General features: G+C 70.6%; 13 protein-coding genes. 6 read left to right on the forward strand and 7 right to left on the reverse strand.

Annotated features, from left to right (window positions below; translation table 11 throughout):
• The first annotated feature begins 146 nt into the window (after window positions 1–146).
• A complete protein-coding gene (htpX, locus tag BKE38_RS26295) occupies window positions 147–1079 on the forward strand; it encodes a zinc metalloprotease HtpX (RefSeq protein ID WP_076960163.1) in 933 nt (310 codons plus the stop codon).
• Window positions 1080–1535: 456 nt separating this feature from the next.
• Here htpX and BKE38_RS26300 read toward each other — a convergent pair whose 3' ends face one another.
• Window positions 1536–2342 carry a DUF1206 domain-containing protein gene (locus tag BKE38_RS26300; RefSeq protein WP_076960164.1) on the reverse strand — a complete coding sequence of 269 codons (807 nt, stop codon included), beginning with the start codon at window positions 2340–2342 and terminating at the stop codon, window positions 1536–1538.
• A gap of 320 nt (window positions 2343–2662) precedes the next feature.
• Window positions 2663–3634, reverse strand: a complete 972-nt coding sequence (locus tag BKE38_RS26305) for a LysR family transcriptional regulator (protein ID WP_076960165.1) — start codon at window positions 3632–3634, stop codon at window positions 2663–2665.
• Window positions 3635–3756: 122 nt separating this feature from the next.
• On the opposite strand from BKE38_RS26305, the gene BKE38_RS26310 reads away from it, so the two are divergent.
• Window positions 3757–4188, forward strand: coding sequence for a DoxX family protein (locus BKE38_RS26310; RefSeq protein ID WP_076960166.1), 432 nt, complete (start codon window positions 3757–3759; stop codon window positions 4186–4188).
• A 72-nt stretch (window positions 4189–4260) separates the two neighbouring features.
• On the opposite strand, the gene BKE38_RS26315 is transcribed toward BKE38_RS26310, so the two are convergent.
• The 3 genes from BKE38_RS26315 to BKE38_RS26325 all read right to left on the reverse strand — a co-directional run bounded on the left by BKE38_RS26315 (window position 4261) and on the right by BKE38_RS26325 (window position 7209).
• Window positions 4261–4653 (reverse strand): hypothetical protein, encoded by a 393-nt coding sequence (locus BKE38_RS26315; protein WP_076960167.1) that lies wholly within the window; start codon window positions 4651–4653, stop codon window positions 4261–4263.
• A 373-nt stretch (window positions 4654–5026) separates the two neighbouring features.
• On the reverse strand, window positions 5027–6262 hold the full coding sequence (locus BKE38_RS26320) for an argininosuccinate synthase (protein WP_076960168.1): 1236 nt from the start codon (window positions 6260–6262) through the stop codon (window positions 5027–5029).
• A 227-nt stretch (window positions 6263–6489) separates the two neighbouring features.
• Window positions 6490–7209, reverse strand: coding sequence for a response regulator transcription factor (locus BKE38_RS26325; protein ID WP_076960169.1), 720 nt, complete (start codon window positions 7207–7209; stop codon window positions 6490–6492).
• 388 nt (window positions 7210–7597) lie between these two features.
• Between BKE38_RS26325 and BKE38_RS26330 the strand changes: the two genes are divergently transcribed.
• Window positions 7598–8824, forward strand: a complete 1227-nt coding sequence (locus tag BKE38_RS26330; RefSeq protein WP_083747888.1) for a GTP cyclohydrolase II — start codon at window positions 7598–7600, stop codon at window positions 8822–8824.
• Window positions 8824–9342, forward strand: coding sequence for a L,D-transpeptidase family protein (locus tag BKE38_RS26335; RefSeq protein WP_076960170.1), 519 nt, complete (start codon window positions 8824–8826; stop codon window positions 9340–9342). The genes BKE38_RS26330 and BKE38_RS26335 overlap by 1 nt, the downstream gene beginning before the upstream one ends.
• Here the strand turns inward: BKE38_RS26335 and BKE38_RS26340 are convergent.
• Entirely contained in the window at window positions 9339–10175 is an 837-nt protein-coding gene (locus tag BKE38_RS26340; RefSeq protein WP_083747889.1) for a hypothetical protein, read from the reverse strand. The two genes, BKE38_RS26335 and BKE38_RS26340, sit on opposite strands and share 4 nt — an antisense overlap.
• 153 nt (window positions 10176–10328) lie before the next feature.
• Between BKE38_RS26340 and mutM the strand changes: the two genes are divergently transcribed.
• Window positions 10329–11171, forward strand: a complete 843-nt coding sequence (gene mutM / locus BKE38_RS26345; protein WP_076960171.1) for a bifunctional DNA-formamidopyrimidine glycosylase/DNA-(apurinic or apyrimidinic site) lyase — start codon at window positions 10329–10331, stop codon at window positions 11169–11171.
• A 20-nt stretch (window positions 11172–11191) separates the two neighbouring features.
• Window positions 11192–11962 (forward strand): enoyl-CoA hydratase, encoded by a 771-nt coding sequence (locus BKE38_RS26350; RefSeq protein WP_076960172.1) that lies wholly within the window; start codon window positions 11192–11194, stop codon window positions 11960–11962.
• A gap of 267 nt (window positions 11963–12229) precedes the next feature.
• Here BKE38_RS26350 and mgtE read toward each other — a convergent pair whose 3' ends face one another.
• Entirely contained in the window at window positions 12230–13567 is a 1338-nt protein-coding gene (gene mgtE / locus BKE38_RS26355; RefSeq protein ID WP_076960173.1) for a magnesium transporter, read from the reverse strand.
• Window positions 13568–13593: the final 26 nt, after the last annotated feature.

Below are 13593 nucleotides of genomic sequence, written 5' to 3' on the forward strand. Positions count from 1 at the left end.
ATCTTCTTCTCCTCGGGCTTCGAGGGGGTGGGGGGGCTGGGCGCCGTCTCCGGCGTCACGCTCTCGCTGGCCGGCGGGGCGGCCTCTTGTTCAGGACTTGCCATGCCCCCCATCTGGGGTCTGTCGGGTGCAAACGGGAAGAGGTCATGAACGGCTATCTGCGCACGTCTATCCTGCTCGCGGCGATGACCGCCCTCTTCGTGGCCGTCGGCGGCGCGCTGGGCGGCCGCGGCGGCATGGCCTTCGCCTTCGTCATCGCCTGCGCCACCAACCTCTTCGCCTGGTGGAACAGCGACCGCATGGTGCTGCGCATGCACAACGCCCAGCCGATCGGGCCGCAGGACGCCCCCGACCTCTACCGCATGACCGAGCGCCTGGCGGCCAATGCCAACCTGCCCATGCCGGCGCTCTACATCATCCACGAGGACCAACCGAACGCCTTCGCCACCGGCCGCAACCCGGAGAACGCCGCCGTCGCGGTCAACACCGGCCTGCTCAACCGCATGCCGCCGGAGGAGGTCGAGGGCGTCATCGCCCATGAGCTGGCGCATATCCGCAACCGCGACACGCTAATCATGACGGTGACCGCCTGCCTGGCCGGCGCCATCGGCATGCTGGCGCAGTTCGGCTTCCTGTTCGGCGGCAACCGCGACAACCGCGGGCCAGGACCGATCGTGGGTCTCCTGATCATGCTGCTGGCGCCGCTGGGGGCGGCCATCGTGCAGATGGCGATCAGCCGGTCCCGCGAATACGAGGCCGACCGCATCGGCGCCATGATCAGCGGCAACCCGCTCGGCCTCGCGCGCGCCCTCACCCGCCTCGAGCAGGGTCGGCAGGGTTTCATCAATCAGGCCGCGGAAGCTAATCCGGCGACCGCGCATATGTTCATCGTCAACCCGCTGGCGGGTCTGCGGATGGACGGGCTGTTCTCCACCCATCCCAGCACCCAGAACCGGGTGCAGGCGCTGGTGCAGATGGCGAACACCATGCCGGGCGGGCCGCCGCAGCGCCCCGCCGCCGCCTCCCCCTGGGGTGCCAGGCCGGCCAGCCGGCCGACCCAGCGCGGCCCCTGGGGCTAGATCCTGTCAGCGCCTGATCACGGGCCTATCTGCTGCGTGACCAATGGAGATCATCCTGCGCGCTGTGGCCGCCGCCAGCGCTGCCCTGGTGCGCTGCGAGATCAGCTCCCGCTCCTCCTGCGCCGTCGCAGCATTCTCGCCTGAAAGCTTTTCCGCCACAAAATCCCAGAACCGCCGCCGATGCTCCTGTCGAGGTACTTATGGCAACTCAAGCGGTCGCAACTTGTCGCGCAAAGCTCTATCGGAGTGCCGGCTGCTAGAGCGTGATGGCTTGAGGTGGAATCACCGAAAAGCCTGAATCACGCGTTCAAACAAAAGGCTAGAGCGGGTTGCCTGCGTCCTTCAGCAGGCAATCCGCTCTAGCTATTGCAGATGCCCGTACTGCCAAGGTGTTGCGGCGACCCGTTGAATCCACCGACAGATGGGGATGTGGGGGAATTCATTTCCCTACCCTTGTCACCCCGGCGCATCGATCCGCCGGTATCGCGCCTCCGCGAATTCGAACATGCCGAAGGCCGCCAGTCCCAGCGCCACCACCCCGAAAAGGAACTGGCCGAAGGGCTGGCCCTGCAGCACGCGCAGCGCTCCGCTGAGACCGACCACTTCCTGCGGGTTGGAGTGCAGCGCCGCCAGCATCACGAAAAGGCCGATAATCAGGAACACCACGCCGCGTGCCATAAAGCCGACCCGGCCGAGCGGCACCACCCACTGCGCTGCATTCTCCGGACAGTCCAGGTGCTTGGTGAAGGAGGCGCGCCAGCCGCGCACCAGCAGGCTGATCCCGACACCGGCCACCACGGCGCCCGCCAGCCCGATCAGCACTTCGCCGAAGGGGTGGGACATGATCCAGCGTGACCAGTCCTGCGCCTGGGAGGCATCGTCTGTCGCGCCCCGCGCGGCGGCGCCGCCGGCCGCCAGGGTGGCGGCGAAGAGCCCGAGGCTGGCATAGGTGAAGGCCGAGATCAGCTGGCCGGCGCGGGCGCAGAGGGCCTTGGGGGCGGTGCCGCGGCGGTCGGCGTCCAGCACCGATTGGCAGGCGCGCCAGAGCGCGAAACCGAACAGCCCCACCGCCACGATGCCGAGCAGAACGCCGCCGAAGCGGTGGGACAGCAGCGAGAGCAGCGCGCCCTTGTTGCCGCTGTTCCCGCCGCCCTGACCCATCGCGGCCAGGAAGGCCAGCAGCCCCACCACCAGGTTGACAACGCCCCGCGCGGCATAGCCGAGGCGGGCCAGGAGCTCGAGGGCGCGGCGATGGGACGGCAAAGGTTGTGCTCCGCTACAAGTCCTGTAACGGCGCGGCCCGGGCTTGGATGCAGGCTGCTGTTGCTCTTTGCCCGCGCACAGTTCCGGCGCGCGGGGATAGACCTGCTGGCGCGGAGCCCTGTGGCGGCGGCGACGTCCCGCAGGCTTTCCCGGTCGCCAGCGCTGCCTGGATCTCCCCCAGCCGCGACAAGGTCAAGCGCCTCCGGGCGCGGCGGAAGGAGTGGCGCGCCGTCGCCAAACGCTGCGAGAAGACCGCCACATCCTTCCTCGGCGTCCTCTGCCTGGCCACCTCACTCGATCGGCTCAGGAGCCAATGGAGCCTAGTCGTCCTCGGCCGGGGCCGGGATCCCCAGCCCCTTCAGCGATTCGCACTGCTCCAGCGAGGTCGCCTCCCGCGCCACTGACAGCAGCAGGCGCCGCAGCCAGGCATGGCCCTGGTCGGCCTCGAAGCGGCGCGGGAAGATCAGCGACAGGCGGGTATGCGGAACCGCCACCGGGCAAGGCCGCACCACCAGCCCATGTGCCTCGGCCAGCTGATGCGCCAGCCGGGCGGAGAGCGACATCACCATGTCGGTCCGCTTCAGGATGCCCGGCACCGCCGAGAGATGCGCCACCACCGCCCCCAGCCGCCGCGGGAATCCGGCCTCGCGCAGCGGCGCGTCCAGCGCCCCGTCGCGCGACCCGTTCGGCGAATGCAGCAGATGCGGGAAGGCGGTGAAGCGGGGCAGGTCGATCTCGCCCTCGGCCAGCGGATGCCCCGGCCGCATGAGGAGCAAGAAGGCTTCGGGCAGCAGGCGGAGGCGGGTGTAGAGCGCCGGCGGCTCGGCCAGCATGCCGATCACCAGCTGCACCTGGTCCGCCTCCAGCATGTCCAGCGCGCCGATCCGGTCGGCATGGCTGATCGAGACCAGGCAGCCGGGCGCCTCCTTCGCCAGCCGCGCCATCAGCGGCGGCGCCAGCACGGCCTCGGCATATTCCGACAGTCCGATGGGAAACACCCGGTCGGAGCTGGCGGGGTCGAAGGGCGCGTGGCTGGCCAGCGCGTCGCGCAGCCGGTCCAGCACCTCGGCCACCGGCTGGGTCAGCGACAGCGCCAGCTCCGTCGCCTCGACGCCGCCGGGGCGGCGCAGGAACAGCTCGTCCTTCAGCGCGACGCGCAGCCTCGCCAGCGCGTTGGAGACGGCCGGCTGCGACAGGTTCAGCCGTTGCGCGGCGCGGGTGACATGGCGCTCGCGCGCCACGGCATCGAAGACGCGCAGCAGGTTCAGGTCGAGGGTGGAGAGGTCGGCCATTGATACCAGTGATGATGATCCTTCGTTCTTCCATTTGGAAGGCGAAGGCCCCGGCTGGCTAGTCTGCGGCAACCGCGGCGGAGACCGCCGCATCCCTTTCCCCAGCGAGATCGAACAAGACAATGACCAACGACCGTTCTGCCGCCCTGGCGGCCCTGCTGCTCCGCCTCAGCCTGGGCGTCATGTTCCTGGCCCATGGCCTCTACATGAAGATCATGACCTTCGGCCTGACCGGCACCATGGGCTTCTTCGGCAGCCTGGGCTATCCGCCGGTGCTGGGCGCCGTGGTCGCCATCGCCGAGACCCTGGCCGGTATCGCCCTGGTCCTGGGCATCTGGACCCGCGCCGTGTCGCTGCTGGCGGTGCCGATCCTGATCGGCGCCACGCTGCAGCATGCCGGCAACGGCTGGGTCTTCAGCAATGCCGGCGGCGGCTGGGAATTCCCGGTCTTCTGGATCGCGGCGCTGGCGGTCCAGGCGCTGCTCGGTGACGGCGCCTATGCGGTGAAGCTGAAACGGCTGATCGGCTATCCGGCGGCGACCCGCGCGGCCTGACCGCGCCAGGCTGCGGACATGGGAAAGGGCCGGGGGATCGCTCCCCCGGCCCTGTCCTTGTTGTGGGCCGGATCAGCGGACGACGCGGGTCGTGCCGTCCGGCAGATATTCCAGCACCACGCCGCCGCCATTGTAGGCGCCGTTGCCGACCCCCTGCTGGGACGGCAGCGTCAGGCCGGAGAAAGGCTGGGCCGGCGTCGGCGAGACATTCGGCGCGCCCATCGGCGCCGGCGTCATGGCGCCCATGCCATAGGTGCTGGCGGCGCCGGGCGGATGCATCGGGCGATGATGCGGCGCCATGCCGGGGGCGACCGGCGGTGCCATCGGGGCGGCGCCGGCCGGCGGCGGCACCGGATTGGCGGCATAAGGCGCCGGATAGGGCGACTGGGCCTGGGCGGCAACGGCCAGGCCGAGCGAGGCGCCCAGCACGGCGGCGGTGGCGAGGGTGGTGCGGATGCGGGCCATGAGCCTTCTCCTTCTGTTTCTTTCTGCCCGGCGGGAAAGCCGGACCCTGGCCAAGCAAACGCCGCCTTCCCCGATCGGTTGCCAAAAGCAGGAAGGGCCCGGGGCGTCGCCGCCCCAGGCCCTGCCGATCTCTCGCCGACGCGACCTTCATCGCGCATCTCTGCCAGCGCGACCTTCTTCGCGTGACCTGCAGCCGGCGAAGCCGGCTGAGCGCCCGAATGGGCGCCGCGGCCTGTGCCGCGCCAGCCAAGCCGCCGGATGGCGGCGCCGGCGTCTGAGGCAAATGATCCACAAGCCGCCGGATGGCGGCGCCGGCGTCTGAGGCAAACGATCCACAAGCCGCCGGACGGCGCCGCGGGCGCCTGAGGCTACCTCAGAGCGCGCCGCCCTTGCGGCCGGCCATGGCGCCGAGCCGCAGGCGCAGCGCGTTCAGCTTGATGAAGCCCTGCGCGTCGAACTGGTCGTAGGCGCCCTGGTCGTCCTCGAAGGTCACGTGCTTCATCGAATACAGGCTGTTCGGCGACTGCCGGCCGCTGACGATGACATTGCCCTTGTACAGCTTCAGCCGGACGGTGCCGGTGACGCTCTTCTGGCTCTCATCGACCATGGCCTGGATCATCCGGCGCTCCGGGCTGAACCAGAAGCCGTTGTAGATGATCTCCGCATAGCGCGGCATGATGCTGTCCTTGAGGTGCGCGGCCTCGCGGTCCAGCGTGATGCTCTCGATCGCGCGGTGGGCGGTGTGCAGGATGGTGCCGCCCGGGGTCTCGTAGCAGCCGCGGCTCTTCATGCCGACGAAGCGGTTCTCGACCAGGTCGAGCCGGCCGATGCCGTTTTCCTTGCCCAGCGCGTTCAGCTTGGTCAGCAGGGTGGCCGGCGACAGGCGCTCGCCATTGATGCCGACCGCGTCGCCGCGCTCGAACTCGACGGTGATCTCGGTGACCTTGTCCGGGGCGTTGACCGGGCTGATCGTGCGCTGCCAGACCATCTCGTCCGGCGCGTCCCAGGGCTCCTCCAGGATCTTCCCCTCGGAGGAGCTGTGCAGCAGGTTGGCGTCGACCGAGAAGGGCGCCTCGCCGCGCTTGTCCTTGGCGATGGGGATCTGGTTGGCTTCCGCGAATTCCAGCAGCTTGGTGCGGCTGGTCAGCTCCCACTCCCGCCAGGGCGCGATCACCTTCACATCCGGCTTCAGCGCGTAGTAGCCGATCTCGAAGCGGACCTGGTCGTTGCCCTTGCCGGTCGCGCCATGGCTGACGGCGTCGGCGCCGACCTTCTCGGCGATCTCGATCTGGCGCTGGGCGATCAGCGGCCGGGCGATCGAGGTGCCCAGCAGGTAGCAGCCCTCGTAGAGCGCATTCGCCCGGAACATCGGAAACACGAAGTCCCGCGTGAACTCTTCCCGCAGGTCTTCAATAAAAATGTTCTCGGGCTTGATGCCGAGCAGCAGCGCCTTGTCGCGGGCCGGGCCCAGCTCCTCGCCCTGGCCCAGATCGGCGGTGAAGGTCACCACCTCGCACTGGTAGCTCGTCTGCAGCCACTTCAGAATGACCGAGGTGTCCAGCCCGCCGGAATAGGCGAGCACAACCTTCTTCACATCCTTCACGCGCATCGTCGAAGGTCCTTACAGAATGCGGCCGCAGGGCCGGGACGGCGCGGGCGGACCAAGGCAAAAAGCGCGCGGAAAATGCCCGCCGTCCAGGCCAGAGGCAAGGCGGCAAAAGGCCAGGGGCAGGAATTCCCCTGGACCCCATCGTTTTTCTGCCAGGCTGCCGCGCTCACCCGGCCAGGCGGGACGCCAAAGAAAAAGGCCGGGGACTGGCCCCGGCCTTTTCAGTCTCAGGCAGCCGCCTCGCGGCCGGCCTGGGGATCGAGGCGATACCCGCCCCCCTCGGTCAGCAGCAGCGCCGCATTCGCCGGATCCGGCTCGATCTTCTGCCGCAGCCGGTAGATATGCGTCTCCAGCGTGTGCGTGGTCACGGCGGCATTGTAGCCCCAGACCTCGTTCAGCAGGATCTGCCGCGCCACCGGACGGCCACCGGCGCGGTAGAGGAACTTCAGGATCGCCGCTTCCTTCTCGGTCAGGCGGATCTTGCGGTTCTTCACCGGCTCCAGCAGCAGCTTGGCCGAAGGACGGAAGGTGTAGGGGCCAATCACGAAGACCGCGTCCTCGGAATTGTCGAACACCCGCAGCTGGGCGCGCAGGCGGGCCAGCAGCTCGCCCACCCGGAAGGGCTTGGCGATGTAGTCGTTGGCGCCGGCATCCAGCCCACGCACCACGTCCTGCTCCGCATCGGCGCCGGTCAGCATGATGATGGGGATCTTCACCCCCTCCTGCCGCAGGCGCGCGCAGAGATCCCGGCCATCGCCATCCGGCAGGCCGATATCCAGCAGCACGGCATCACACCGCCCGCCCGGGGCGAGCAGTTGGGCCGCCGCATCCGCAGCGGTCCCGGCTTCGACAGGCGCGAATTCGCCATCCAGCGCCAATTGTTCGGACAAGGTGACGCGCAGCGCGTCATCGTCATCCACGATCAGGATCGGCCGCGGGCCGGTCATGCGATCTCCCGACTTAGCCAGACGTTACCCATGGCTTCTACCTCCCGGAATCAGCCGGGCGGCCGGAAGGCCACCATGGCCTTATCGTGACCGCTGCCTCGCCTCGCGGCAAGCCCTGCTCATCCGCCGCTCCCGGAGGATTCATTTTTAGGTCGGATTTTTGCCGTAGGGCGCAAATTTCACCTCCCAGACCCCCGCAGGCGGTCTCTGAGACCTTTGGGGGATGGCAACTCGGTGCGAGACGCCACATTGAGGCCACGACGCAGGTTGCATAGTCATGGCTGCCGGCGGCCTGCCCGGGTATTTCCCGGGCTATTTTCCGGAATTCTCCCGATTTCGTGACCTCACGATCGGGAAAAAGCTCCGGAGCAGTAGGGAATTGGATCGGATGACCAGCACTGGAAATGTCGCGCCGGCCCCTCGGCTGGAAGCTTCGCGGCATGCGGCGGAGATCGGCCCGCCCGTGCCCGACGCCCAGGCCCTTGCTCTGCGCGCCGTTCACCGCGCCGCCAGCGACCTGCGCCGCGGCACGCCCGTGCTCGTCGCTGGTCCCCAGGGTCCGCTGCTGGTCGCCGCCGCCGAGACCGTCGGCGCCCGCGGGCTGGCCGAGCTCGCCGCCGCTGCCCTCGCCCCACCCTGCCTGCTGCTGGCACCGATCCGCGCCGCCGCCCTGCTGCAGCGTCCGATCCCCGCCGCCGTGCAGCGCGCCGACGCGCATCCCTCCGAGGCGCGCTGGCTGGAGGAAGGCGTGGTCGCCCTGCGCCTGCCGGCCGGCCTGCTCGACCCCGCCGCCCTGAAGCGCCTGGCTGACCCGGTGGCCGAGCGCCTGCTGCCCGAGCATCCCGAGATGCAGCCCGCCCCGCCGCTCGCCGCCGCCGGCCTGGCGCTGGCAAAGCTCGGTCGCCTGCTGCCTGCCCTCGTCGCCGCCCCGGCGCGGGAGGGCGCGGCCGAGGCGCTCGGCCTGCTGGCCGTTCCGGCCGCCGAGATCCTGGCCTATCCGACCTCGGCCGCGACCAGCCTGGCCCGCGTCGCCGAGGCCCGCGTGCCGCTGGAGGATGCCCGCGACGCCCGCATCGTCGCCTTCCGCGCCGCCGATGGCGGCATCGAGCACCTGGCCATCCTGGTCGGCGACCCGGAGAAGCTGGCGGCCGAAGGCGGCGCACCGCTGGTCCGCGCCCATTCCGAATGCTTCACCGGCGACCTGCTGGGGAGTCTCCGCTGCGACTGCGGCCCGCAGCTGCGCGGCGCCATCGCCCGCATGGGGCGCGAGGGCGCCGGCGTGCTGCTCTACCTGGCGCAGGAAGGGCGCGGCATCGGCCTGGTCAACAAGCTGCGCGCCTACACCCTGCAGGACCAGGGGCTGGACACGCTGGATGCGAATCGGGCGCTGGGCTATGGCGCCGACGAGCGCGGCTTCCTGGTCGCCGCCACCATGCTGCAGCAGCTGGGCATCCCCCGCGTCCGGCTGCTGACCAACAACCCGGACAAGATGGCCGGCCTCGCCGCCTGCGGCATCATCGTCGACGGGCGGGAGGCGCATCAGTTCGACGCCAACGGCGTCAACGACAAGTATCTGGAAACCAAGGCCGAGCGCTTCGGCCACCTCCTCCGCTGATGGCCGACACCCTGATCGCCGCCGTCCGCCCGACCGGGCGGTCCGAGGGGCTGGTGACGCTGCGCGGCCAGACCTGGCGCTGCGCCCTCGGCAAGGGCGGCGTCTCGGCCGCCAAGATGGAAGGGGATGGCGCGACGCCGCTCGGGCCGCTGCCGCTGCGCCGCATCCTCTACCGCGCCGATCGCGGCCCCGCGCCCGCCTGCGCCGTCCCGGTCGAGCCGATCGCCCGCGACGACGGTTGGTGCGACGATTCGTCCCATCCCGCCTACAACACCCCCATCCGCCTGCCGCATGACGCCCGCCACGAGCAGCTCTGGCGCGAGGACGGCGTCTACGATGTCATCGGCATCCTCGGCTGGAACGACGCCCCCGTGGTGCGCGGCCGCGGCAGCGCGATCTTCCTGCATGTCGCCCGGCCGGGCTACGCGCCGACCGAGGGCTGCATCGCCCTCGAGCCGCAAGAGCTGCGCGCCCTGCTCGCCACCGGCGTCACCGGCTTCGAGGTGCTGCCGGCTTAACCGCCGCCGCAGCGCACCCCGTAGTCGGAGACGGTCGGCACCGTGTTGTCGCCGACCGTGGTGACGTCCAGCAGCCCTGCCGCGCCGCGATAGCCGAAGCGGCAATAGCCGAAGCCGGTGCCGGAGCAGCTGTCGACCTCGACCACCCCGGCCTTGACCAGCGCCGCCTCCCGCCCGCCGACCCCATCATTGGCGCGGTCGCCGGGAATGGGCGTCCAGCCGCGCTGCTGCAGCAGCCGCCGCGCCTCGGTGATCGGCCTGCCATAGAGGTTGGGCAGCACCGCCCGCCCCTGGCAGCGGGTCTCCTCCGCCGCCAGCGGCAGCAAGGCCAGCGTGCCGTCCGGCTGCGCCCGCAGATCGGCCAGCGGCTGGCTGAGGAAATCCCCATCCCACAGCCGCAGGCCCGCGGGCTGGCCGGCGATCTCCAGCGGCAGCACGCCGCCGATGCTGCGCCGCGCCCCGGGCCGGGCATAGGCGATGGCCAGCAGCTGCTCGCCCTCGAACAGCGCGACATTGCCCTGGCGGATCGCGCAGCTGCCGCTGGTGCCGGATTCGAACTCGCCGGCGAAGCTGACCGCCTGCAGCCGCCCGAGCCTCTCCTCGCCGGTCACCGCCCAGCCGGCGCGCGAGACCAGGCGCCCGGCCGGCGTCTCGCCAGGCTTGGAGAAGCCGCAGAGCCGGCCATCCGCCCCCGCCGGCGCCCGCGGCAGGCTGGACAGCGGCGAGAAGGCCAGGCCCTCGACCTGCGACTGCACCCGGAGGCCAGGCGCCTGCGCCATCGCCCCCTGCAGCCCCATCGCCATCAGTCCGAGCGCCCAGATCGCCTGCCGCATTCTGCTTCCCGTTCATCCAGCCAGGCCTCCAGGCTGGGCCGCGGGGCGGCGGCGGGCAATTCCTGGCGGCTTCATATTTCCGCGCATCGGCGCCGGCTGGCCGGCCGCGGCAAAACAGCCGATACAGGACGGCCCTGCCGAACATGGACCACGATGCCTGAGCTTCCCGAAGTCGAAACCGTGATGCGTGGCCTGGCCGGGCTGCTGCAGGGCCGGGTGCTGGTCATGGCGGCGACCAACCGCGCCGGGATGCGCTGGCCCTTTCCGCCCGGCCTCGCCCAGCGCCTGACCGGCAGCCGCGTCGAAGGTTTTCGGCGCCGCGGCAAGTACATGCTGATCCGCATCTCGGGCGGCGATTCGGTGCTGATCCACCTGGGCATGTCCGGCCGCATAGTCGCGCGCCCGATCGGCGACAACGCCCCGCCCCCGGCGCATGAGCACCTGGTGCTGCAGACCGATGACGGCCAGCGCATCGGCTTCGTCGACCCGCGCCGCTTCGGCAGCGTCGACCTGGTGCCCACCGCGGCCGAGGACGACCACAAGCTGCTCGCCGGCATGGGCCCCGAGCCCCTGGAAGACAGCTTCACCGAGGGCGTGCTGGCCTCGGCGCTGGCCGGCAAGCAGACGCCGGTCAAGGCCGCGCTGCTCGACCAGCGCGTGGTCGCGGGCCTGGGCAACATCTATGTCGCCGAGGCGCTGTTCCGCGCCGGCATCTCGCCCCGCCGCCTGGCGCACACCATCCCCGGCGCCCGCGCCGCCCGCCTGGTCCCCGCCATCAAGGCGGTGCTGACCGACGCCATCGAGGCCGGCGGCTCGTCCTTGCGCGACTACCGCCAGGCGGATGGCGAGCTCGGCAGCTTCCAGGACCGCTTCCAGGTCTATGACCGGGAGGCCGCGCCCTGCCCGCTCTGCCCCGGGCCGCCGGGATGCCTCGGCGTCTCGCGCATCGTCCAGTCCGGCCGCAGCACCTTCTTCTGCGCCCGCACCCAACGCTAGATCCAGGAGGACCGCCGCCGATGGCTTACGAGATGATCGAGGTCGAGACCCAGGGCCCCGCCGCCGTCATCCGGCTGAACCGCCCGGCCGCGCTGAACGCGCTGTGCGACCAGCTGATGCAGGAGCTCGGCCAGGCGCTGCGCGCGGCCGACGCCGACCCGGCCGTGGCCGCCATCATCCTGACCGGCAGCGAGAAGGCCTTCGCCGCCGGCGCCGACATCAAGGAGATGCAGGCGCGCCGCTTCCCCGACACCTATCTGAACGACTTCATCGGCGCGAGCTGGGAAGCCGTGCTCACCATCCGCAAGCCGGTGATCGCGGCGGTGGCCGGCTTCGCCCTCGGCGGCGGCTGCGAGCTGGCGATGATGTGCGACATGATCCTGGCCGCCGACAACGCCAAGTTCGGCCAGCCCGAGATCAACCTGGGCATCATCCCCGGCGCCGGCGGCAGCCAGCGCCTGACGCGGGCCATCGGCAAGTCGAAGGCGATGGAGATGGTGCTGACCGGCCGCATGATGTCCGCCGAGGACGCCGAGCGCGCCGGCCTCGCCGCCCGCGTCGTGCCGGTGGCCGACCTGCTGCCCGAGGCCCTGAAGATCGCCGGCAAGATCGCCGGCCTCTCGGCCCCCGCCGTCGCCATGGCCAAGGAAGCGGTGAACGCCGCCTTCGAGCTGCCGCTGCGCGAAGGCGTCCGCCTGGAACGCCGCCTGTTCCTGGGGCTGTTCGGGACGGAAGGTCAGCAGGAAGGGATGGCGGCTTTCGTCGAGAAGCGGAAGCCGGTCTTCAAGTAAGACAGAGGACAGGCCAGGGGAATGAATTCCCCTGGACCCCATCTTTTTTCTTCCAGACTGCCGTGTCCACGTGGAGACAGTCCGTGAAACGGCCAGAGGTCAGCGCGACCTGTCAGGCAGCGCTGTTTTAAATAAATAGCGCCCCGCCGCGATGCCCTGATGTCGGTGCCGTCGAGGCGCAGGTCCCCAAACGGCCGGTGATCAGAAAAAAGATGGGGGTCTGGGGGAATTCATTCCCCCGACCTGCCCGATCGCTTCTCTTCAAACCTAAAGAAGCGTCCCCCCGAGAATTACCGTCGCCACGCTGAAGTAGATGACCAGCCCCGTCACATCGACCAGCGTCGCCACGAAGGGGGCCGAGGCGCTGGCCGGGTCGAAGCCGACGCGCTTCAGCGCGAAGGGCAGCATCGAGCCTGCCAGCGAGCCGAACAGCACGATGCCGACCAGGCCCAGCCCCACGGTTGCCGCCACCAGCAGGTGGTGCGGGCCGTAGTCGTAGAAGCCGGCCCATTGCCAGACCAGCAGCCGCCCGGCGCCCAGCACGCCCAGCATGGCGCCCAGCGTCAGGCCGGTGGGCAGCTCGCGCAGCGCCACGCGCCACCAGTCCGCCAGCCGCACCTGGCCCAGGGCGAGGGCGCGGATCAGCAGCGACGTCGCCTGGCTGCCGGAATTGCCGCCGGAGCTCATGATCAGCGGGATGAACAGGGTCAGGACGATGGCCTTCTCCAGCTGGTCCTCGAAATGCTGCATGGCGCTGGCGGTCAGCATCTCGCCCAGCAGCAGGATGCAGAGCCAGCCGGCGCGCTTGCGGATCATCTCCAGGAAGCCGATGCGCAGATAGGGCTGGCCCAGGCTTTCCATGCCGCCGAAGCGCTGGGCGTCCTCGGTGCCCTTGTCGATCACCGCGTCCAGCACGTCGTCGACGGTGACGATGCCCAGCACGTGGCGGCGGACGTCGACCACGGGGACGGCCAGCAGGTCGTGGCGGGCGAAGAGGCGGGCGACCTCGGCGCGCGGGGTGGAGGCGGCGACGGTCACCGGCTCGCGCGGCAGGGCAAGGTCCATCACCTTCTGCCCCGGCTCGCCGGTGATCAGCCGGCGCAGCGAGATGGTGCGCAGCAGGGCGCCACCGGCCGGATCCAGCAGATAGAGGGCGTAGATGGTCTCGCGGGTGCGCTCGACGGCGCGGATATGCGCCAGCGCCTCGGCCACCGTCACCGTCGCCGGCAGGCTGACGAATTCGGTGGTCATCAGGCTGCCGGCGCTGCCTTCCGGATAGGCCAGCAGGGCGCGCAGGCTGGAGGCGGGCTCCGGCTCCAGCGGGCGCAGCAGGGCGTCGCGCGCGGCGGGCGGCAGCTCGCGCAGCACGTCGGCGGCGCGGTCGGCCGACATCTCGGCCAGCAGCCGGGTGGCCGCGGCTTCCGGCAGGGCCAGCAGCAGGGCGCCGGCACGGGCGAGCTCGGGGTGGTCGAAGGCCTCGACGCGGCGCTCGGCCGGCAGGCGCGCCAGCGCCGCGGCGGCCTCCTCGGGCGGCAGCTCGTTGAGGAACTCGACCAGGTCGGCGGCATGGCCGGTGGCGAGGGCGCCGAGGCCGCGGCGCGCCACGTCCTCCGCCGGATAGCCAGGGGTGG

Source organism: Teichococcus deserti, from assembly GCF_001982615.1.
In the GTDB taxonomy this organism is placed as follows: Bacteria; Pseudomonadota; Alphaproteobacteria; order Acetobacterales; family Acetobacteraceae; genus Pseudoroseomonas; species Pseudoroseomonas deserti.

Coding starts and splice junctions, on each gene's coding strand:
- htpX (WP_076960163.1), top strand. CDS start 147: ATGAACGGCTATCTGCGCACGTCTATCCTGCTCGCGGCGATGACCGCC.
- BKE38_RS26305 (WP_076960165.1), bottom strand. CDS start 3,634: ATGGCCGACCTCTCCACCCTCGACCTGAACCTGCTGCGCGTCTTCGAT.
- BKE38_RS26310 (WP_076960166.1), top strand. CDS start 3,757: ATGACCAACGACCGTTCTGCCGCCCTGGCGGCCCTGCTGCTCCGCCTC.
- BKE38_RS26315 (WP_076960167.1), bottom strand. CDS start 4,653: ATGGCCCGCATCCGCACCACCCTCGCCACCGCCGCCGTGCTGGGCGCC.
- BKE38_RS26320 (WP_076960168.1), bottom strand. CDS start 6,262: ATGCGCGTGAAGGATGTGAAGAAGGTTGTGCTCGCCTATTCCGGCGGG.
- BKE38_RS26325 (WP_076960169.1), bottom strand. CDS start 7,209: ATGACCGGCCCGCGGCCGATCCTGATCGTGGATGACGATGACGCGCTG.
- BKE38_RS26330 (WP_083747888.1), top strand. CDS start 7,598: ATGACCAGCACTGGAAATGTCGCGCCGGCCCCTCGGCTGGAAGCTTCG.
- BKE38_RS26335 (WP_076960170.1), top strand. CDS start 8,824: ATGGCCGACACCCTGATCGCCGCCGTCCGCCCGACCGGGCGGTCCGAG.
- BKE38_RS26340 (WP_083747889.1), bottom strand. CDS start 10,175: ATGCGGCAGGCGATCTGGGCGCTCGGACTGATGGCGATGGGGCTGCAG.
- mutM (WP_076960171.1), top strand. CDS start 10,329: ATGCCTGAGCTTCCCGAAGTCGAAACCGTGATGCGTGGCCTGGCCGGG.
- BKE38_RS26350 (WP_076960172.1), top strand. CDS start 11,192: ATGGCTTACGAGATGATCGAGGTCGAGACCCAGGGCCCCGCCGCCGTC.